We start from the raw sequence: 22,246 nt of genomic DNA, 5'->3' as shown, positions 1-22,246 counted from the left end.
CACCTTTTCTATTTTACCACAAAACAGCGTGCAAAAAAATACGTCATTTCCTCTTTGCACAGTGTTCTTGTTAGGGGTTGAAATGCTTCCGTACAAATACAAATTATACTACACCTAATGAAAAAAATAGACAGGGAAAAATCCCTATCTATTTCACATTAAAGTAGGAAATCTCTACTACTTTCACTTAAAGGAGATTAAGAGTAGTTTGGTGCTTCCTTGGTAATCTGTACATCGTGTGGATGGCTCTCTTTAAGCCCAGCATTTGTGATGCGGATGAACCGAGCATCGTTTCGCAGTGCCTCGATTGAACCTGTGCCACAGTAACCCATACCTGCACGCAATCCACCAACCAGCTGATGAACAGTGTCTGCAAGAGGACCCTTATAGGCTGTACGTCCTTCTATTCCCTCAGGTACTAGTTTTTTGGCATCTTCCGCATCCTGGAAGTATCGGTCTTTCGAGCCTGCTTTCATGGCACCGACCGATCCCATTCCACGGTAGACCTTATACTGTCTGCCCTGGAAAATTTCCGTTTCCCCAGGACTTTCTGAAACCCCTGCAAACATGCTTCCAAGCATCACCGCACTAGCACCAGCTGCCAATGCTTTCACTACATCTCCAGAGTATTTGATTCCACCATCGGCAATGACAGAAACGCCATACTCCGCTGCAGCCCGAGCACAGTCGTGAACAGCAGTTATCTGTGGAACGCCGACACCTGCTACTACACGGGTAGTACATATGGAACCAGGTCCGATTCCCACCTTAACAACTGTTGCTCCTGCTTTAATCAGGTCAACTGTAGCTTCGGCTGTTGCGACATTGCCCGCAATTATATCCAGATCCGGATAAGCGTCGCGAACGGATCTAACCTGATTCAGCACACCTTCTGAATGGCCATGAGCTGTATCAATAACAATCATGTCCACACCGGCATCGACCAGTTTTTCAATCCGCGTTAACGTATCTCCAGTTACCCCGACAGCCGCTGCAACCAGCAGTCTGCCCTGTTGATCTTTAGCCGAATTAGGAAACTCGATTACTTTTTCAATGTCTTTAATGGTAATTAACCCTTTGAGGATACCTTGCTCATCGGTTAAAGGGAGTTTTTCAATTTTATGTTGCTGTAAAAGCTTTTCTGCTTCGTTAAGCGTTGTGCCAACCGGCGCAGTTACCAGATTCTCACTGGTCATCACTTCTTTAATAGTGATAGAGTAATCCTCAACAAAACGTAAGTCACGGTTGGTTAAAATACCGACCAGTTTTTGCTCATCAGTGTTATTAACAATAGGTACTCCAGAAATACGAAATTTTCCCATTAGGTGTTCCGCATCGAATACCTGGTGTTCAGGAGTCAGGAAGAATGGGTTGGTGATAACACCACTTTCCGAACGTTTCACACGATCAACCTGCTCGGCCTGGTCCTCAATCGACATATTTTTATGGATAACACCGATTCCACCCTGCCTTGCCATTGCGATCGCCATTTCTGCTTCCGTTACTGTATCCATCCCTGCACTGAAAAACGGTACATTCAGTTGAATTTTTCCAGACAGTTTTGTACTGACTTCTACATCACGTGGCAGTACCTCCGATTTTGCTGGTACCAGCAGTACATCATCAAAAGTCAGTCCTTCTTTAGCAAACTTATCTTCACGCATTTTCTTCCTCCTATCCCTTGTTTATTTGTATAGTGGCATGAGTAATTTTTACTAACATGGCCAGACTAATAAGCAATTCTATTGTTATTTACAATACTTCAACGCTCGGGCTTTTTCAATAAGATATTCCGCACAGATTAAAAGAAAATAGATTCAAAATATTTTTATAGTTATAAGGGGAATCAGTAATGGCTAAAAGTAGTACAGATACAGTTTATACATATTTGCAATCACAACAGACTTGCCAGGACTTTTTATATAAATGTTATCAGCACCTGGATGGGGTGGATGCTGCCACAAAGAGCTATGAAAACTGTAACGCGTTTATGTATAACATGATGCATGGAAGGCAGTTTTATGCAAATGGCAAAAAACTTAATACACTGCTAAAGCCCATTCTTTTCTTTTATGGGATGGTGCATCTTTTGAAAGCGAATCTGCTCACAATACGACCGGATTACCCTGAATCAACTACCATTCTCGCCCATGGCGTATCAACCCGGAAACGCAAAAAGAAAGATTATACTTTTATGGGCGATGAAGTAAAAGTACAGCATAATGGATTGTTCCCGTATTTCTCTGAACATCTGTTTAAACAGCTTCGTGTTCCATTCGAAAAAATTAAAATGGATCTTTTATTTGGATTGATCCCGGAAATGGATTCTTTATTTACCATGCAGGGAGAAAGAAGAATGGTACCGGTGGGGGATATAGGTGGGGCAACACTCAGATTTCCTGATTCACTACTTGATCACTATCACCTTACTGTTAACACATTTATTGAACGGATTCGTCCTTTTTTACCGACAATTAAAAATATAGAACAGACAAATTCAGCCGCTGTTATAAAACTGGATAGTCCGCTAACCGCAAATTCGGGACCTTTTTATGTTCATTCACAGGATAAGACGCTCTATTTTCCGGCTGCCAGGGAACAATTTATTCCAGTTTCGGAAGTTATGGTGCATTACTTACTGTTATTCAACCTCAGTATGCTCTGCCGCTACGAGCCTGAATGGTGGGGGGATCTGTTATCATCCAAGTCAGAGGCTGATTACCCGTTTATTGTCCATTTTCTCGAGGTTACCGCAGAGAAAATACCGCATCTCCTAGGAGAGGAATTACTAAACCATGTGAATTTTCTACACTAAAATAATGATAAAAAAATCAGCTGTAGAATAATCGCGGCGGATCAGGAAACGGATTCTGTGAAGTTAATTGCACATAACCAAATGAATATCATGTAGAAATATTCATATAGCGGCATGAGGGCTCGAAACGTTGCTTTTAGAGGTGAAATTACACGTGATAACGCAATGAGGTTCCTACAACTCCACGAAATCAGCCACAAATGTAATATAATGTAAGTTTTTCTGTACTAAATAAAGAGACTAACGCAATGGCTAGTCCCCGATTATGTCACTGATATATATGCCAGGATTGTCCTTCAATGTGATAATTTCCTCTGATTCATCAATTTTCACCATTGGGCGTGCAGGCTGGTTTGCCTCCATAAAAACAATTTGTCCTTCCTGACCCGTTGAAAGTCTTACTTTCTTTCCAATGGATAAGCTGGTAAGACTATTAATAAATATATTCACTACACGATGATCAAGCTTTGTGAACTGATCTTTCTGAAGTTCTTCGATTACTTGAAACGAAGACTTTCGCCCTTGATAATTGCGTTCAGATGTCATCGCATGGTAGGTATCACAAACTGCAATGATTCTTGCATACATGTGAATTTTTGATTGTTCTAGCCCAAACGGATAACCGGACCCATCCATCCGCTCATGATGCTGAAGAATAGCCAGTTTAACTTCTTTTGTTATTGTTGATGTTTTTTCAACAAGCCTGTAGGAATAGGTAGGGTGCTTCTTAAGTTCCTGTAATTCCTGAAAAGTTAAGGGACCGTTTCTCTCTATTATAGAATAATCCATTTTAGACATACCGCAGTCACCAAGCGCACCTGCGAGGCCAATTTGAAGCCATTCTCCCTTTTCATATCCCATTTTATTTGCCAGGTAAGCCGATAAAATTCCTACAGCAACCGAATGATGAAAAAAGTAGTCTTCTTTTACAGCATATTTATGTAACGTATAAACTTCCGCATTTTGTTCAATTGCACGCTCAAACAGAGGTAACAGGGCCTTTCTGACAAGCGGCATTTTAATACTTGAGTTATTCTGCCATGCAGTGAACAGTTTTTTTAAAGTTTTCACTGTCTTTATGTATTGATCTTCGAATGAATTCTGCTCCTGGCTGGTTACTTCAGGTTTTTTGTCTTGTCCAGCCGGCATTGGTTTCGGTGTGTATATCTCTCCATCATGAAGCTTTGCAGCTACATCGACATTGTCGATCATAAACTTATGCAGCACGGTAATATGTTCTTCCGTTATAACGGTACGCTTTGGAACAATTGGTTTATTTGATTTTCCCCATACATCACTTAACAGTACACAGCCCGCAATAAGCTGTGACGGTTCTACCCGCATGAAAGTTCCCCCTTATAAAAAAGATGGCTCAAGAGAACCTGATATTTATCCTCAATGAGCCACCTCAACCTTTACATCTACTTTTTTATTCTTCCTGATTGTCTGCAGAATCAGAATCTACTTCTTGAGTTTCCTCTACAGCTTCCTCAGAAACCTCGCCGCCATCTTCAGTAACCGGCTCTTCTTCTTCCGGTTCAATTTTGGCAACAGTTGCTACTTCTTCATCCTCTTTCAAACTAATCAGTCGTACACCCCGTGTATTTCGTCCGGTCTGGGAAATGCTTGCTACAGGTATACGAATCAATACGCCCGCCACTGTAATCAGCATAATATCTTCATCCCCAGAGACTGCTTTAACCGCAGCAACATGATTGTCGTCATCCAGTTTACAGGTGAAAATCCCTTTACCGCCACGGTTAGTAACACGGTACTGCTCTTCAGGTGTTCGCTTGCCGACACCTTTGTTGGTAACGTGCAGTATCTGAAGCCCTTTATCAAGTATCTCCATGGAAACAACTTCATCATCGCCGCGCAATGATATGCCGCGAACTCCGGCTGCTGTTCGACCCATCGAACGTACTTGATCCTCAGGGAAACGGATCAGATAGCCATTTTTCGTACCAATCATAATGTCTTTTGATCCATCGGTCAGACGTACTGAAATTAGTTCATCACTATCACGAAGTCCTACCGCAATCAGCCCGCCTTTACGGATATTGGCAAATTGTGAAATGGTCGTCCGTTTAGAGATTCCATGCCTGGTTGTGAAGAACAAGAACCAGTCATCACTGAATTCATTAACCGAGATTACTGCGTTGATCCATTCGTCTTTCTCAACCTGCAATAGATTAATAATTGGGATACCCTTTGCAGTACGGCTGAATTCCGGTACTTCATAACCTTTGGCCTTATACACTTTACCCTTATTGGTAAAGAACAGAATCGTGTCATGGGTTGATGTGGATACAAGATGTTCGACGAAGTCATCATCATTGGTACCCATCCCCTGAATACCACGGCCACCTCTGTTTTGCGTACGGTAGGTGGATGCCGGCAGACGCTTAATATATCCCTGGTGGGTAAGCGTTATAACAATATTTTCTTCTGGAATCAGATCCTCGTCTTCAAAGAAATCTGCTCCGCCAATGACGATTTCAGAACGGCGCGGATCATTATATTTCTCTTTGATCTCTTTAAGTTCTTCACGGATGATTTCGAGTACTTTTTCATCATCAGCCAGAATAGCCTTTAATTCGTCAATTAATTTAAGAAGTTCATTGTACTCATTTTCAATTTTTTCCCGCTCCAGCCCTGTAAGACGCTGCAAACGCATATCAAGAATAGCTTGGGCCTGTTTTTCTGAAAGGCCGAAGCGTTCCATTAATCCGTCACGAGCAATATCGGCAGTCTTTGAATTTCTGATCATGGTGATTACTTCGTCCAGATGATCCAGAGCTATTCTTAGACCTTCAAGTATATGGGCACGTGCCTCTGCTTTTCGCAAATCAAATAATGTCCGTCGTTTAATGATAACCTTCTGATGCTCCAGATAATGTTCCAGACACTGTTTAATAGTCAATACTTTCGGTTGACCATCAACTAATGCAAGCATATTAATTCCGAAAGTGGTCTGTAAAGCTGTGAACTTGTACAGGTTATTCAGGAGGACATTTGCATTTACATCACGACGCAGCTCCATTACTACACGTAATCCGTTACGGTCAGATTCATCACGAAGATCGGTGATTCCATCAATCCGTTTATCACGTACCAGTTCAGCAATTTTTTCAATCAATTTAGCCTTGTTTACCTGGTATGGAAGCTCTGTTGCAATGATTTTTGATTTTCCATTAGCTTGTTCTTCAATATTCACTTTAGCGCGAATTGTGATGGATCCTTTACCAGTTTCATATGCTTTTCGAATTCCGCTTCTTCCAAGGATTTGACCCGCAGTTGGAAAGTCAGGTCCGTGAATATAATCTTCCATTAGCTCTTCAATAGTTATTTCAGGGTCTTTGCTGACCGCAAGTACAGCATCAATAGTTTCTCCGAGATTGTGGGGAGGTATATTGGTTGCCATACCAACGGCGATTCCTGATGTACCATTTACCAGCAGATTCGGAAATCGTGATGGGAAAACAACTGGTTCCCGTTCTGTTCCGTCATAGTTATCAATATAATCAATCGTGTCTTTGTTGATGTCGCGCAGCATTTCCATGGAAATCTTGGACATCCTTGCTTCGGTATACCTCATCGCAGCAGCCGAGTCACCATCTACTGACCCAAAGTTACCATGTCCGTCAACAAGCATGTTACGGTAACTGAAATCCTGAGCCATCCGTACCATTGCTTCGTAAACAGCTGAATCACCGTGCGGGTGATACTTACCAATTACTTCACCGACAATACGTGCCGATTTTTTATATGCCTTATCTGAATGCATACCAAGGTCATTCATTGCATACAATATTCTCCGATGAACAGGCTTCATGCCATCACGGACATCCGGCAAGGCCCGCGACACGATTACACTCATTGCATAGTCCAGAAATGACGTTCTCATCTCCTGGCTGATATTAATTTCCTGTACGTTTGGACGTTGTTGATCCGCCATTACATTACCTCCAAATCTTACTTTCATCCGCACCAGCTTTTAATCCTGATAGCGGAAAGAACAACATAAGCGCCGATAACGACGCTATGCTAAACGGGTTAATACAATTTTTCTATCTGAATTAACTTATACGTCAAGGTTTTTCACGTATTGTGCGTTCTCCTGGATAAAGTTCCGTCGTGGCTCAACTTTATCGCCCATCAGCATATCAAAAATATGATCGGCATCGATGGCATCCGACAGTTCTACCTGCAGTAGTGTACGATTTTCCGGATCCATCGTGGTTTCCCATAACTGGGTTGCATTCATTTCACCGAGACCTTTGTAACGCTGCAGTCCTGGTTTTGGTGTCTTAGGAATTTCTGCCAGGATACGGTCCAGCTCTTTATCGTTATAGGCATAATACGCAGCCTTACCCTGTTGAATTTTGTAAAGTGGTGGCTGAGCAATATAGATATATCCATGTTCAATAAGGGGACGCATATATCGGTAAAAGAACGTTAGTAACAGCGTCCGGATATGCGCGCCATCAACATCTGCATCAGTCATGATCACAATTTTATGATATCTTGCCTTACTGATATCAAAGTCCTCACCAATCCCTGTTCCAAGTGCTGTGATCATCGAGCGGACTTCATTATTGGATAGAATTCGATCCAGTCGCGCTTTTTCAACGTTTAAAATCTTACCGCGTAACGGAAGAATTGCCTGGAAGTGACGGTCCCGGCCCTGCTTTGCAGAACCTCCGGCAGAGTCACCCTCAACGATATAAAGTTCACTGATATTTGCATCCTTTGATGAACAGTCAGCAAGTTTACCAGGAAGGTTTGATATCTCAAGAGCACTTTTACGACGAGTCAGCTCCCGTGCCTTCTTGGCCGCCATTCTTGCACGGGAAGCCATTAACCCTTTTTCAACCACTATTTTAGCTACATCCGGGTTTTCGAATAGAAACTTTGAGAACGACTCACTGAAGGCAGAGTCTGTGACTGTTCTAACTTCACTGTTTCCAAGCTTGGTCTTTGTCTGTCCCTCAAACTGAGGATTAGGGTGCTTGATAGAGACAATCGCCGTAAGACCCTCACGGACATCATCTCCAGAAAGGTTCGGGTCGCTTTCTTTAAACATGTTATTTTTTCGGGCATAATCGTTTATCACACGGGTTAAACCGGTTTTAAATCCGGATTCATGGGTCCCGCCTTCATAGGTGTGTATATTATTTGCGTACGAGTAAATATTACTTGCAAAGCCATCGTTATACTGAATGGCAACCTCAACAGTAATTTGCTCTTCTTCCGTTTCAGCATAAAATGGTTCATGAAGAACTTCACGACTGCGGTTAATGTATTCCACGTAGGAACTGATTCCGCCTTCGTAAAAATAACTTACAGGCTCCTGTTCCGAGCGTTTGTCCTCAATAGTTATGGTTATCCCTTTGTTCAGGAAAGCCAGTTCACGAAGCCGCTGTGCCAAGGTATCATAATCGTAAGTGTTTGTTTCATTGAAAATCTCCGTATCTGGTTTGAAATGTGTAACCGTTCCGGTGATTTCTGTTTCACCGACTACGGTTATATCACCCTGAGGTACTCCTTTTTCGAAACCCAGGAAATAAATTTTTCCATCACGGTGCACATAAACCTCCAGATTACTGGACAGCGCATTAACGACTGAGGCACCTACACCATGCAAACCGCCGGAAACTTTATATCCACCGCCGCCGAATTTACCACCAGCATGAAGAACGGTCATAATTACCTCAAGGGCAGGTTTCCCGGTCTTTTTCTGGATATCTACCGGAATACCGCGGCCATTGTCTTTAACCGTTATACTGTTGTCCTCTTCGATAATTACCTGAATATGATCACAATATCCTGCCAGTGCCTCATCGATACTGTTATCGACGATTTCCCAGACAAGATGGTGAAGACCCCGTTCACTGGTCGAACCAATATACATACCTGGTCGCTTCCTGACCGCTTCCAGTCCTTCTAGCACCTGAATTTGATCAGCACCATATGCTTGTTCATTTGATAATTTGTTTTCTGCTGCCATTTTTCCACCTACGTTTCTTTTGAGGTTTTTCTGTCTAGCTTAAACTGATAAGACGTCCTAGTGCCGGATATGCCTCAAAACATGGCGTACCGGCCCGCACCTACCCCACAAGGTTTTAAATTGGTGGGGGATGAGCAAGGCGCCTATGCTTTTGCCACGTCCAGCTACAGCGCCCATCACCTAGTGCCCTTCCGGACTCTTCTTACGATAAAGAAGACTTGCCGACTGGTGAAACCAGAGGCCTAGTCGCACTTATACCCTTGTGGTGAAAGTCAACATCAATTCGCTTTGCTCATTGTGTTTCCTTTATCTCATACGACTCCGTCCGGGTCATACGGTGATAAGCAGGGCACTTTCGCTTTTGTTCTTTATCTGTCACTCCAGCTCATCGGAGAAGTCATCAAGCTTGCTAATTGTTGAAATCATACTTGCACGTTTTTTCAGTGTCGAAACCGATAATGAACTGTAGTAGATTTTTTGATTGGTTATCACAACAGATTTTGCTTCATCAACCGGGCTAACCACTATTTTTTGTTTTGCGGCATTCTCCATCATTTCTTCCATAATCGATGAAGATGTGATGACATTGCGATCAATGATGGAAATTACGTCTTCCGACCGTATAACATTATCATTTCCAATATGAATAAACATCGTATCCCCCCATACCTATACATGTACAGTTCCATTTTCTACCCGGAACAATTCAGCCTGTCTCAATGTTTCATGATTGATTCCATCCACACTTGTAGTGGAAACAAAGGTCTGTACTTTACCCTGAATTGTGTTCAGGAGGTGGGACTGCCTGTGATCATCAAGTTCACTTAGAACATCATCAAGGAGCAAAATCGGATATTCACCGACTTCGTTGTATATGAGTTCAATTTCAGCAAGTTTAACGGACAATGCTGTTGTCCGTTGCTGTCCCTGGGATCCGAAAGTTTGTACATCTTTGTTATTGACATGGAAAATAAGGTCATCACGATGCGGTCCAATCAATGTAGTGCCCCGCTCGACTTCCTTTTCCTGGATTTCATGGAATTTATTTGCGTATATGGTTTCTATTTTCTCCTTATTTGCCGCTTCTGATACTTGAATCGTTGCATTATAGCTGATTTCCAGCGTTTCCAGCTCCCGGCTGATACCATGATGAATCGGAGCAGCCCATTTCCGCAGTAATTCGAGAAAGGCAAATCTGCGCTCAAGCAGGGTGGCTGCATGCTCGGTCAGCTGGTCTGTAAGAACATTAAGCATGGTCCTGTCCTGTTTCTCTCTGCGCTGCATTTGTTTCAGCAGATGATTACGCTGCTTTAATACTTTCTGATACTGGCCGAGGTGGTAGATATACCTTGGCTGAATCTGGCCCAGCTCCATATCAATAAAACGTCTTCTTATTTGCGGAGGGCCTTTTACAAGTGTCAGGTCCTCCGGGGCAAACATAACAACGTTAAGGGCTCCAATATAATCACTTAGGCGTTTCTGTTCAATCCGGTTCAGACGTGCCTTTTTACCCTTTGAGGATAAAATAATCTCAAGGGGAAACGACTGCTTTCGTTTCGTCACTCTACCTTCTATTTTAGCATACTCCTGCTCCCATTGGATAAGTTCTTTTTCCCGGGGTGTACGGTGGGATTTTGTGAAAGCAAGAACATAGATTGCTTCCATCAGGTTGGTCTTTCCTTGTGCATTTTCACCTATAATGACGTTTACTTTGTCATTAAATTCAATGTTCAGCTGCGGATAATTGCGGTAGTTTTTCAGATTTAACTGTTCAATATGCATGAGAATTCCTCACAATTATTCTTTGGTAACAGTGTAAGAACCAATGCTTTCAATTTCTACCACATCACCGGGATAAAGTTTCCTTCCCCTCCGGTGCTCCAGTTCGCCGTTCACCACTGCTCCCTGATCCTGCAAAAATGCCTTTACCATACCACCGGATTCAAGAATATTAATAAGTTTAATAAACTGGCCAAGCGTAATATACTCAGTATTTATTTCGACGTTTTCATGCATGTAATCACCAGTTTCTTTTTTAGAATATAAAAATCAGGTTCGCACCCAATAAACATTAATTTACGTACACATGTCGTTCCTTTCTATTTTACTAAAGTTTTGGCCTTAAGGGAAGGAAGGACTTCATAATTTCTTTATATTCGCATGTTAGAGGGCTTTGCCCCAAAAAAAGAACTCCTATCATTCGATGATAAGAGCTCTAATCAAAAGTTTTAATAAGTCCTGACTGGCAAAATAAGCTGTAAAATTGGATCTTCATTTGCTGGTCTGATAATAAACGGACGCATGGCACCGGTAAATTCAACTTTAACTTCATCGTTATCAATCGCCTTGAGGGCATCCAGCATGTATTTAGAACTGAAGGAGATTTTTAATTCTTCACCTTCAATGGATTGAACCGATATTTCCTCAGCTACCCGTCCAACTTCTGGTGAATTGCTGGTGATTTCCAGGAGATTATCGCCAATTGTGGATAACTTAACCACATTATTACGTTCTTCTTTCGCAAGCAATGAAGCACGATCAATTGTGTTGATCAGTTCCTTTGTTTTTACATAAAGAACTGTCTTACTCTGATCCGGGATTAACCGGGAAGTTTCCGGGTAGTTTCCATCCAGAAGTCTGGAGAGGAAGTTTAAATGCTTGGTCCGGAACAGTATCTGGTTATTAGTGACGCTGATTTCAACGTTTTCTTCGGTATCGTCAAGAATTTTGGAAAGTTCACTCAAACTCTTGCCAGGAACTACAATCCCTGGAAGATCTCCAATAGCATCTTTTACGGGAATTTCCCGTGAAGCTAATCGGTGGCTGTCAGTTGCTGTAAATTTAAGTGTATTATCTTCCAGTCGGATATTTACACCAGTAAGAATTGGACGTGTCTCCATTGTAGAAACTGCAAAAACAGTTTGTTTGATTAGACTTTTCAGCAGATCTGTCGGAAGAGCAAAGCTGTCATCTGTTTGCAATTTGGGAAGTTGTGGATATTCCTCAGCATCCTGCCCATTAAGGTTAAATTCTGCTTTACCAGAGCGAATTGTTACTTTCAAATTGGAATCAACTTCAATCTCTACTGTTTTTTCCGGCAGTTTTTTAACAATATCCGGAAAATACCGAGCTTGAAGTACAATACTTCCTTCTTCGATCTGTTCGACATTAACAACGCCATTTTCTTCTGCAGGGATGAATGATTCGATTGAGATGTCAGAATCACTTCCTGTCAGAGTAATTCCATGGGATTTGGCGTCAATCTTCATTCCCGTCAAAATTGGAATTGCAGTTCGTGAGGAGATTGCTTTCATAACATCTTGAACACTGGCGATTAACTGGTCACGCTGAATAATAAATTTCATGGAAATAATTCTCCTTTATGGACATATATTTATTATTATTTTTATAAAAATATAGTAATAATAGTAATAGGGCTTGTGATTATGTGGATAACCTTAAAAATCCTAGAAAATATAAAGTTATCCCCATGTGGATAGATTGTTTATAAGTATGCACGCAGATTCACATTATTCACATGTTGATAGATTAAAAAGACTTCAGCTGTTCTTTCAGTTCTTCAATCTCTTTACCAAGAAGCGTATCATTTTCCATCATTTTAGAAATTTTTTCGTGAGCATGAATGACGGTAGTATGGTCACGCCCACCAAACTCCTCTCCGATTTTCGGCAATGAGAAATCAGTAAGTTCCCTGGACAAATACATAGCGATCTGCCGCGGGAAGGCAATTGACTTTGTACGTTTTTTGGCTGTGAAGTCTTCAAGCTTCACATTATACTTCTCTCCGACAGCTTCCTGGATACCATGGATGGTAATTGTCCGTGGCTTACTGCTTGGAATAATATCTTTCAGTGCATCAGCTGCAAGTGAAGCATTGATATCCTGGTTGACCAGCGAGGAATACGCTACCACCCGGATCAGTGCCCCCTCCAATTCACGGATATTAGTATCAATCTGATTAGCGATGTACAACATAACTTCATTAGGAATGTCGAGCCCTTCCGCTTTGGCCTTTTTGTTTAGAATAGCAATCCTCGTTTCAAGGTCCGGTGGTGTAATATCTGTGATTAGTCCCCATTCAAAGCGGGAGCGCAGCCGGTCTTCCAGCGTTGGAATCTCTTTTGGTGGACGGTCACTGGAAATAATGATTTGTTTATTCTCTTCATGAAGCGTGTTGAAGGTATGGAAAAACTCCTCCTGTGTCTGCTCCTTTCCAGCAAGAAATTGAATATCATCAATCAAAAGAATATCAACACTTCGGTATTTGTTCCGGAAGTTGGTGGCCTTGTTGTCCATGATTGAATTAATGAATTCGTTGGTGAATTTTTCTGATGACAAATAAACCACTTTTGCATCCGGGTTATGGTCCTGGACATAGTGGCCGATCGCATGCATCAGGTGTGTTTTACCCAGTCCAACGCCCCCATAAATAAACAGCGGATTATAGGCTTTTGCTGGGGCCTCGGCTACTGCAAGTGATGCAGCATGGGCAAATCTGTTACCTGAACCAATTACAAATGTGTCAAAGGTATATTTGGAATTTAACATGGTCCTTGGTGAATCGGTCCCGTTATTCTGGTTCATTACAGGGACCTTTTTTGGGGCCGGCTTTATTTCATCCACCGGTTCCTGTGTGTCAGGGATAATAAAACGGGCTGACAGGGATGCTCCTGTTATATCCTCCAGGATGTCATTGATAAGCTGTGTGTATCTTCCCTCAAGCCAGTCACGGGCGAATTCATTAGGGGCTGATATGATCAGTGTATCTTCATCCAAAGCTTCTGCTTTTGTGCTTTTCAACCATGTATCAAAGCTGGGTTTACTTATCTTTTCTTCTATTTTTTCCAGGGTTGCTGCCCATAGTTCATTAATATTTTCCAAACTGGTTCACCCCTTTCAGTTAAATGACAGAAAAAACCTCTCTCAGTCTTTCATTGATGTTTTGGATGAAAGAGGGAAAGGCACTTTAATTTATACCTTACGGATATTCTTTGCCGAATCCGGTAGCATATCAGATATATAAATGAAATATAAATATGTAGTAAAAACTAATATCCCGCCGATATCCCTAAAATAAAATTATTTACATACATTCCCTGTGAACTTTTCAAGCCTTGTATGGACTAAAGTTGATTGGGTTGTCAGCACTATCCACAATTCTGTTGATAAGTTTGAGTACATGGATGTTTATAACTATCCACAGGTTGTCCACACTCTGTGGATAAATATATTTTGAGGATAAGTTTTACACATACTAAAACACAAATATAATACCAAAAAAAATCAGTTGGCGCAATGGCTTTTCCCCACTTATCCACAAAGTCCATCGCTTGTAGATGAAAATTATCCACACCACTATATTTTGTGATTTTCTTGTCGATAATTGTTGTGGATAGAAAAAATATGGAGAAAAGTATTTAACAGAGGTATGTGGATAACGAAAAAAGTGGACGGAAAAGTGAAACATGAATGAATTTGAAAGAGCTTGATTGAGATCTTACAACCGAGGTTTAAATATCAAAAGTTTGATAGCCAGTTAATATCTTATTGTCGAATTAAAAATAAAACTTCACTATAGGTAACAAATGTGCGGGATTAAGTTGACAGAACCCACGATTTTTCCGTATAATAACTTAGACTGTCTATTAGATATGTTTATTAACCAGATTTCTGATTCCTCAGGGAGGTGCATGATAAAATGAAAAGAACATTTCAACCAAATAACCGTAAACGTAAAAAAGTACACGGCTTTCGCACACGTATGAGCTCTAAAAACGGACGTAAAGTCTTGGCTCGTCGTCGTCGTAAAGGCAGAAAAGTATTGTCAGCATAAGCCACTGAATCCAACTCAGTGGTTTTTCCATTATGAGGCAGTGGTTCTTTGAAAGAGCCACTGCCTTATTAGACTACATACAGAAACAATAAAATGCTGGTTGTTTTGAATAAAGGTGATCGTAATGAAAAAGAAGTACCGAATTAAAGATAATGAGGAATTCCAGGATGTTTTAAAACTTGGAAAGTCTTTTGCAAATCGCCAGCTGGTAATATATTATGTGAAGAAGCCGGAGCAGGTTCACTTTCGAATTGGCATTTCGGTTGGGAAAAAGATCGGTAATGCCGTCATGCGGAATCAGATTAAGCGTTATCTTAGACAGGCTTTTCTTGAGCTGGAAGATAAAGTTATGCCCATGTACGATATAGTCGTAATAGCTCGGCAGCCGACCAAGAATATGAACTTTCACGAGGTAAAAAAGAGTCTCATTCACTTGCTTTCGAAAGAACGTGTATTAAAAAAATAGTAATTGGACTGATTTATATAGAATCTTCCATTCATTCTTGATAAAATAGCAATTAGATTGATTACATAGGGGTTTACTGTCTGGCTCAGCACCTGGACAAGGTGGCTGCAGCTTGTCGAGTAGTTAGGAGGAAACAAATTGCGTAAAAAGGTTTTACTACTGATAACCTTGATTGGGTTATTGACCGTTTTATCCGGATGTATGGATGTAAACGAACCCATAAATGAAAGTTCAGAAGGATTTTGGAATGAATACTTTGTTTGGCCGATGGTATGGCTGATCAATTATTTCGCCGGATTGTTTGATGGAAACTACGGTTTATCTATTATAATCGTGACTATCATTGTTCGTCTGGTATTACTGCCACTGAACGTGAAGCAGCTTAAAAGCTCGAAGGCAATGCAGGATATCCAGCCTGAACTGAAAGAAATACAGAAAAAGTATGCGTCTAAAGATGCACAATCACAGCAGAAGTTACAGCAGGAGACAATGGCATTATTTCAGAAACACGGCGTAAATCCGCTTGCGGGCTGTCTGCCGATTTTTGTCCAGATGCCAGTCCTGATTGCGATTTACCATGCAATTATGCGGATGGAAGAGATCGATGGGCATACATTCCTGTGGTTTGATCTAAGTTCACCTGACTATATTCTGCCAATAATCGCCGGCGCAGCAACATTCCTGCAACAGAAACTGATGATGGCAGGAAGTCCAGCAGCACAGAATCCGCAAATGATGGTTATGCTTTATGTAATGCCAATCATGATTACCGTGTTTGCATTCTTCTTCCCAGCAGCATTGGCACTTTACTGGGTAATCGGGAATATCTTTATGGTTGCACAGACAATTTTCATACGTAAACCAATGATGAAAGATAATACTGGAGGAGACAAGAAGTGAGAGAAATAACTGCTAGCGGACAAACTGTTGAAATAGCGGTCCAATCAGCGTTAGAGCAGTTAAACACCACTCGGGACCAAGTTGAAGTTGATGTTATCGATGAAGGAAAAAAAGGAATACTTGGTGTTTTTGGATCCAAACCGGCAATTGTAAAAGTATCCATTGCTAAAAACCCGGTTGAGGATGCAGAAAAATTTCTGAAAGATATTACGGAAAAAATGAATGTACCAGCGAAGGTTTCATCCAATTGGGAAGGAAACCATGTAACATTTGAGCTCTCAGGGGAAAAAATAGCTTTGCTGATCGGTAAGCGCGGACAGACTTTGAATGCAATCCAGTACCTTGTTCATCTTGTGCTGAATAAAGACAGCGAAAAGTTTTATTCTGTTACCGTAGATGCAGAGGGTTACCGTGGACGCAGAAAAGAAACGTTGGAATCGCTGGCAATGAAAATGGCTGATAAAGCAGTTCGCCTGAACAAGAAGGTAGCGCTTGATCCCATGCCGGCATTTGAACGAAAAATTATCCATAATGCCCTACAGGGAAACAAAAATGTAACCACATATTCAGACGGCGTGGAGCCACATCGCCACATTGTCATAAATCCTTAATAACAAAAACTCCGGACTACCGGGGTTTTTTTAATGCTTTTTTGTTGGTGCAAAAGAATTATTAATAAGGAAATTACTTATAAAAATACATACTATTATCCCATTTTTCAGAATAAGGGAGGATTCCAAGGCACAACCGGAGAATGTTTTACTAAACCATAAAGGGAGTGTAGTGGATGAAAAAGTATGGAAAAATCCTGATGGTAATGTTGGCAGCTTTATTGGTTGGATCCCCTGCATATGCGGCAACTGAAGTACCAGCTAAGGGTCAGTCAGAACAGGCTTTTGATAATAAAATCGTTAAACAGGTAAATGTAGATAATATTTATAATCATGTTGCTTATCTATCTCAAGAGATTGGTCCGCGTGGCGCAGGGACGGAAAATGAATTAGCGACCGTGGATTATCTGGTGGAACAACTTCGCAACTACGGATACGAAAATGTAGAGGTGCACCCATTTACGTTTCCTTTTGGTGACGGACAAGTCACTTCCTATAACGTGGAAGCAACAAAGGAACCAATGAAAAATCATGATACAGGTCAGCAGATAATTATTGGCTCACATCATGACTCTGTTCCATGGGGAGCAGGAGCAAATGATGATGCTTCTGGGACAGCGGCACTTCTGGAACTTGCAAGAGTATTTGCAAACACACCAACAGACACCACTGTAAAATTTGTAGCGTTTGGTGCTGAAGAATATGGGCTTTGGGGATCTCGTCGATATGCTGAGGCAATGGCTGCTGAAGAGGCTGAGAAAACAGTGGCAATGTTCCAACTTGATATGGTAGGAAGTAAGGATGCTGGAGACCTTGTTATGTTTACTGCTGATGGGAAAAAGAATACGGTAACTGATCTTGGGGCCGCAGCGGGTTCCCGTGTTAGTGAACTGGTTCCATACAGTGAGCTTGGGCGCAGTGACCATGTACCATTCCATAATCTTGGCATACCAGCAGCACTGTTCATTCATACTCCGCTTGAACCTTGGTATCATACAGAAGATGACGTACTGAAATACATCAGCAAAGAGAAGCTGAAGGATGTTGGTGATATAGTCGGCGCTGCCGTGTTTGAGATTGCAAGAAAAGATACACCAGCTTTGATCAAATCAGAAGTGGCACCCGTACCTGTGGATTATTATTACGAAGAGCCAAACCTTTAATTTTTTTAAAAAAATATTTTGTTTACCCGCTTATCCACATGTTGATAAGCGGGATTTTTTTGTCCTCGATAATTTCTTCTGTGGATAACTTTCTTTTTATGTCAGAATGTGATAGTCTATTAAGTTAGTGACATTAAAACTAATGCTTGAATATATATATAAAATTTTGTGGATAATGGAGGTGGAAAAAGTGGAGACAGATACAATAACAGCGATATCGACTCCGATAGGTGAAGGCGCCATTTCAATTGTACGACTGAGTGGTCCAGAAGCAATCCCAGTAACAGCATCCTTGTTTAAAGGGAAAGATTTAATTGATGTAGAATCCCATACGATTCACTATGGGAAAATTGTCGATCCGGAAACAGGTGATGTAGCCGAAGAAGTAATGGTTTCCGTACTGAGAGCCCCAAAGACTTTTACACGTGAAGATGTAGTGGAGATAAATTGTCATGGTGGTATGGTAGCCGTAAATCGTGTGCTGGAAATCATTTTAAGTAATGGTGTTAGAATCGCAGAGCCAGGGGAATTCACCAAACGTGCCTTTTTGCATGGACGGATTGATTTGTCGCAGGCTGAGGCCGTAATGGATTTGATTCGTGCTAAAACGGATAAGGCGATGAATGTTGCTTTAAAACAGATGGATGGACGGTTATCCGGGCTGATTCAGCGGCTTCGTCAGGAATTGCTTGAAACGGTGGCACACGTCGAGGTGAATATTGATTATCCAGAATATGACGATGTAGAAGAAATGTCGAATGAAATGATGCGAACCAAGACGAAAGAAGTGCATCAGGAAATCGAATCACTGTTGCAGGTTGCAAAACAAGGAAAAATTCTTCGTGAAGGATTGGCGACCGCGATTATCGGGCGACCGAATGTAGGGAAGTCTTCGTTGATGAATGCACTTGTACAGGAAAATAAAGCAATCGTCACCGAGATTCCGGGAACTACTCGCGACGTTATTGAAGAATATGTAAACGTTCGTGGAGTACCACTTCGACTGGTAGATACTGCGGGAATCCGTGAGACTGAGGATATCGTCGAAAAAATCGGCGTTGAACGTTCCAGGAAAGTACTCAAGGAGTCAGACCTCATCTTATTTGTGTTAAACAATAATGAGGAACTGACTGTTGAAGATGAAAAATTGTTTGAGGCGGTTCAGGGACTTGATTATATTGTAATTGTCAACAAGTCTGACCTTGAACCAAGACTGGACCTAGATAAGGTAGAGGAATTGGCTGAAGGTAAACCTGTTATCACAACTTCCTTAATAAAAGAGGAAGGTGTCGATGCGCTGGAAGCTGCTATTGCCAAAACTTTTTTCGCCGGTGAAATAGATACAGGTGACCTGACGTATGTCTCAAATATTAGGCACATTCAGTTACTGAAACAGGCAAAACAAGCGCTTGAAGATGCAATGGGCAGTCTGGACATGAACATGCCACTAGATATTGTGCAAATCGATGTAACACGGACGTGGGAATTCCTTGGTGAAATAATCGGGGATACTGCAAGTGACAGTCTGATCGACCAGTTGTTCTCACAGTTTTGTTTAGGAAAATAGAACGCGAAGTATATATTTAAAGCAGAAAAGGAATTATTTCTTTTCTGTAAAAGAGAAACGAAGCCATCCGCAAATGGCAAGTATTCTAGAAAGGATGTAATGATATGGTATATAATGCAGGGCATTATGATGTAATTGTTGTTGGTGCCGGGCATGCTGGAGTGGAGGCTGGCCTTGCCGCTTCCCGTATGGGTGCTAAAACCCTCATGTTGACGCTCAACTTGGATATGATTGCCTTTATGCCATGTAACCCATCACTTGGTGGTCCTGCAAAAGGAATCGTTGTGCGCGAAATTGATGCACTCGGCGGTGCGATGGCTAAGGTAATCGACAAGACGCATATCCAGATGCGTATGCTTAATACAGGTAAAGGGCCTGCTGTTCAAGCATTGCGAGCGCAGGCAGATAAACCAATGTATATTAAAGAAATGAAAAACCTCCTTGAAAATGAAGAAAACCTTACACTTAGACAAGGTATGGTGAATGAGTTAATCGTCGAGGATGGAGTATGTAAAGGTGTTATCACCGAAACAAAGGCTGCGTATCATGCGGAAACAGTAATTGTAACCACTGGGACGTTTATGCGCGGTAAAGTGCTGATGGGTGATTTGGAATACGAAAGTGGCCCCAATAATCAGCGTGTATCGGTAAAACTTTCTGAGCATCTGGAAGACTTGGGTATTGAGCTTACACGCTTTAAAACAGGTACACCACCACGTGTGAATAGCCATACAATTGACTATTCAAAGACAGAAATTCAGCCTGGAGACGATAAACCGCAAGCATTTTCATACGAAACAACCGAGTATATTACGGATCAGATTCCATGCTGGCTGACGTATACAAATGAATTCACACACAAAATTATCGACGATAACCTGACATTGTCTGCAATGTACTCTGGTATGAAACGAGGAACAGGGCCACGTTATTGTCCGTCAATCGAGGATAAAATTGTCCGGTTTAATGATAAACCGCGCCACCAGGTTTTCTTGGAACCTGAAGGACGCAACACAGAAGAAGTGTATGTACAGGGGCTTTCTACGTCCTTGCCTGAAGACATCCAGCATGAGATGGTGAAGACAGTTCCTGGCTTGGAAAATGCAGAAATAATGCGTGCAGGTTATGCGATTGAGTATGATGCAGTCGTGCCAACCCAATTGTGGCCTACACTTGAATTGAAGCAGATTCCGGGGTTGTTTACCGCAGGACAAATCAACGGAACCTCAGGTTATGAAGAAGCAGGAGCGCAGGGTATTATGGCAGGGATTAATGCTGCAGCTAAAGTACTTGGCAAAGACCCTGTTATCCTGGACCGCTCCCAAGCCTATATCGGTGTACTGATTGACGATCTTGTTACCAAAGGAACAAATGAACCATATCGTTTATTGACATCACGTGCCGAGTACCGTCTGTTGCTTCGTCATGATAACGCGGATCTGCGTCTGACGGAAACAGGATACGAACTCGGCTTGATCAAGGAAGAACGTTATGAAAAATTTGTCGAAAAGAAACGTCTAGTGGAGCAGGAAAAGAAGCGGTTGTTTAAAATTATCATTAAACCAACCGATGACGTGCAGAAAATGATGGAAGAGGCAAATGCATCTCCGCTTAAAGAAGCAGTAAGAGCGTATGACCTTCTGAAGCGGCCCGAAATTTCTTATGATAACCTTCTACAAGTAATTGAAGCTGATGATTCACTATCTAATGAGGTCTGTGAACAGGTGGAAATACAAATCAAATACGAAGGGTATATTAAAAAGGCCAATGAACAGGTAGAACGAATGCTTAAAATGGAAGATAAGAAAATACCAGCGGATATCGATTATGACGATATAAGCGGTATTGCAACAGAAGCACGTGAAAAACTGAAAAAAGTTCGTCCACTATCAGTGGGTCAAGCTTCACGTATTTCCGGTGTGAATCCAGCTGATGTATCTATTCTACTTGTTTATATTGAACAAGGTAATATTGCCCGAATGGCTAATTAGTATTAAAGGAGTCCTGTTTGTATGAATCCAGAACAGTTTGCAGCTATATTAAACGAGCAAGGAATTGAACTGAATGAACAGCAAATAGATCAATTTGCTGATTATCATAGAATGCTTGTGGAATGGAATGAAAAAATTAATTTGACGGCATTGACCGAACAAGAAGACGTTTATTTGAAACACTTCTACGATTCCATTACTCCTGCATTCTATCATGATTTTACAGACGGACTGCATATATGTGATGTGGGGGCTGGGGCTGGATTCCCCAGCATCCCACTTAAAATATGCTTTCCACATATAAAAGTTACGATTGTAGATTCATTAAATAAACGTATAAACTTTTTGAATCAGTTGGCAGCACAACTTGGACTGTCAGATGTAGCATTTATTCATGACCGTGCGGAAACGTTCGGAAAAAACGCTAAACATAGAGAATTGTATGATATTGTGACGGCCCGTGCCGTTGCCCGCATGTCAGTATTAAGCGAATTATGTCTTCCATTAGTGAAGAAAAATGGATTATTTATGGCTATGAAAGGCTCCCAAACCCATGAAGAATTGAAAGAAGCCGCAAATGCGATTGAACTGTTGGGTGGGGAAGTACAAAACGTAAATACTTTTTCTTTACCAGGAGAAAATAGCGAACGGTCGATTGTTGTCGTGAGTAAGAAAAGAAAAACTCCAAAAAAATATCCTAGAAAACCTGGCACACCTAATAAAGATCCACTAAATTAATTGATAGTTTGAAGAGCTTAGGTAATATATTTTTTTCTATAACTTACTTATCCGTTTACATATATGGTAAAATAGAAATAGATTCTCATAGGCAGTTATCATTTTTAAAAATGTTCCACGTGAAACATTTT

18 protein-coding genes are annotated in these 22,246 nt (G+C 41.4%); 9 read left to right on the top strand and 9 right to left on the bottom strand.

Annotation, left to right across the window (positions count from 1 at the left end):
- Window positions 1–197: 197 nt before the first annotated feature.
- Window positions 198–1,664 (bottom strand): IMP dehydrogenase, encoded by a 1,467-nt coding sequence (gene guaB, locus ACFO3D_RS09755; RefSeq protein WP_390295282.1) that lies wholly within the window; start codon window positions 1,662–1,664, stop codon window positions 198–200.
- Window positions 1,665–1,852: 188 nt separating this feature from the next.
- Here guaB and ACFO3D_RS09750 point away from each other — a divergent pair, with 188 nt between their 5' ends.
- Complete coding sequence (locus ACFO3D_RS09750; protein WP_390295280.1) at window positions 1,853–2,815, top strand: YaaC family protein; 963 nt, start codon at window positions 1,853–1,855, stop codon at window positions 2,813–2,815.
- 252 nt (window positions 2,816–3,067) lie between these two features.
- On the opposite strand, the gene ACFO3D_RS09745 is transcribed toward ACFO3D_RS09750, so the two are convergent.
- From ACFO3D_RS09745 to dnaA, 8 genes are all read right to left on the bottom strand, one after another.
- Window positions 3,068–4,159, bottom strand: coding sequence for an HD-GYP domain-containing protein (locus ACFO3D_RS09745; RefSeq protein WP_390295278.1), 1,092 nt, complete (start codon window positions 4,157–4,159; stop codon window positions 3,068–3,070).
- 85 nt (window positions 4,160–4,244) lie between these two features.
- Window positions 4,245–6,773 carry a DNA gyrase subunit A gene (gene gyrA / locus ACFO3D_RS09740; RefSeq protein WP_390295276.1) on the bottom strand — a complete coding sequence of 843 codons (2,529 nt, stop codon included), beginning with the start codon at window positions 6,771–6,773 and terminating at the stop codon, window positions 4,245–4,247.
- Between the two features lie 126 nt (window positions 6,774–6,899).
- Window positions 6,900–8,825, bottom strand: coding sequence for a DNA topoisomerase (ATP-hydrolyzing) subunit B (gyrB, locus tag ACFO3D_RS09735; protein WP_390295274.1), 1,926 nt, complete (start codon window positions 8,823–8,825; stop codon window positions 6,900–6,902).
- Window positions 8,826–9,200: 375 nt separating this feature from the next.
- Window positions 9,201–9,479 (bottom strand): extracellular matrix regulator RemB, encoded by a 279-nt coding sequence (gene remB / locus ACFO3D_RS09730; protein ID WP_390295272.1) that lies wholly within the window; start codon window positions 9,477–9,479, stop codon window positions 9,201–9,203.
- Window positions 9,480–9,494: 15 nt separating this feature from the next.
- Window positions 9,495–10,607 (bottom strand): DNA replication/repair protein RecF, encoded by a 1,113-nt coding sequence (gene recF / locus ACFO3D_RS09725; protein WP_390295270.1) that lies wholly within the window; start codon window positions 10,605–10,607, stop codon window positions 9,495–9,497.
- A 15-nt stretch (window positions 10,608–10,622) separates the two neighbouring features.
- On the bottom strand, window positions 10,623–10,841 hold the full coding sequence (gene yaaA, locus ACFO3D_RS09720) for a S4 domain-containing protein YaaA (RefSeq protein WP_390295267.1): 219 nt from the start codon (window positions 10,839–10,841) through the stop codon (window positions 10,623–10,625).
- Window positions 10,842–11,053: 212 nt separating this feature from the next.
- The gene (dnaN, locus tag ACFO3D_RS09715; protein ID WP_390295265.1) at window positions 11,054–12,190 is read right to left on the bottom strand and encodes a DNA polymerase III subunit beta; all 1,137 of its coding nucleotides are present in this window, start codon (window positions 12,188–12,190) and stop codon (window positions 11,054–11,056) included.
- 184 nt (window positions 12,191–12,374) lie between these two features.
- Complete coding sequence (dnaA, locus tag ACFO3D_RS09710; RefSeq protein WP_390295263.1) at window positions 12,375–13,727, bottom strand: chromosomal replication initiator protein DnaA; 1,353 nt, start codon at window positions 13,725–13,727, stop codon at window positions 12,375–12,377.
- Between the two features lie 817 nt (window positions 13,728–14,544).
- Between dnaA and rpmH the strand changes: the two genes are divergently transcribed.
- The 8 genes from rpmH to rsmG all read left to right on the top strand — a co-directional run bounded on the left by rpmH (window position 14,545) and on the right by rsmG (window position 22,115).
- Window positions 14,545–14,679, top strand: coding sequence for a 50S ribosomal protein L34 (gene rpmH, locus ACFO3D_RS09705; RefSeq protein ID WP_205091424.1), 135 nt, complete (start codon window positions 14,545–14,547; stop codon window positions 14,677–14,679).
- A gap of 124 nt (window positions 14,680–14,803) precedes the next feature.
- Window positions 14,804–15,145 (top strand): ribonuclease P protein component, encoded by a 342-nt coding sequence (rnpA, locus tag ACFO3D_RS09700; RefSeq protein WP_390295260.1) that lies wholly within the window; start codon window positions 14,804–14,806, stop codon window positions 15,143–15,145.
- Between the two features lie 138 nt (window positions 15,146–15,283).
- Complete coding sequence (gene spoIIIJ, locus ACFO3D_RS09695; protein WP_390295258.1) at window positions 15,284–16,045, top strand: YidC family membrane integrase SpoIIIJ; 762 nt, start codon at window positions 15,284–15,286, stop codon at window positions 16,043–16,045.
- Window positions 16,042–16,656 carry an RNA-binding cell elongation regulator Jag/EloR gene (gene jag, locus ACFO3D_RS09690; protein ID WP_390295256.1) on the top strand — a complete coding sequence of 205 codons (615 nt, stop codon included), beginning with the start codon at window positions 16,042–16,044 and terminating at the stop codon, window positions 16,654–16,656. The genes spoIIIJ and jag overlap by 4 nt, the downstream gene beginning before the upstream one ends.
- Window positions 16,657–16,832: 176 nt before the next feature.
- Window positions 16,833–17,819, top strand: a complete 987-nt coding sequence (locus ACFO3D_RS09685) for a M20/M25/M40 family metallo-hydrolase (RefSeq protein WP_390295253.1) — start codon at window positions 16,833–16,835, stop codon at window positions 17,817–17,819.
- A 190-nt stretch (window positions 17,820–18,009) separates the two neighbouring features.
- On the top strand, window positions 18,010–19,386 hold the full coding sequence (gene mnmE, locus ACFO3D_RS09680) for a tRNA uridine-5-carboxymethylaminomethyl(34) synthesis GTPase MnmE (protein ID WP_390295250.1): 1,377 nt from the start codon (window positions 18,010–18,012) through the stop codon (window positions 19,384–19,386).
- A gap of 104 nt (window positions 19,387–19,490) precedes the next feature.
- Window positions 19,491–21,377: a tRNA uridine-5-carboxymethylaminomethyl(34) synthesis enzyme MnmG gene (gene mnmG / locus ACFO3D_RS09675; RefSeq protein ID WP_390295247.1), complete on the top strand. Its 1,887-nt coding sequence runs from the start codon at window positions 19,491–19,493 to the stop codon at window positions 21,375–21,377.
- 21 nt (window positions 21,378–21,398) lie between these two features.
- The gene (gene rsmG / locus ACFO3D_RS09670) at window positions 21,399–22,115 is read left to right on the top strand and encodes a 16S rRNA (guanine(527)-N(7))-methyltransferase RsmG (RefSeq protein ID WP_390295244.1); all 717 of its coding nucleotides are present in this window, start codon (window positions 21,399–21,401) and stop codon (window positions 22,113–22,115) included.
- The last annotated feature ends 131 nt before the right edge of the window (window positions 22,116–22,246 follow it).

This window comes from Virgibacillus kekensis, from assembly GCF_042654125.1.
Classification (GTDB): Bacteria; Bacillota; Bacilli; order Bacillales; family Amphibacillaceae; genus Lentibacillus; species Lentibacillus kekensis.
Note: the sequence above shows the minus strand (reverse complement) of the source record. Positions and strands in the feature narration are given on the sequence as shown.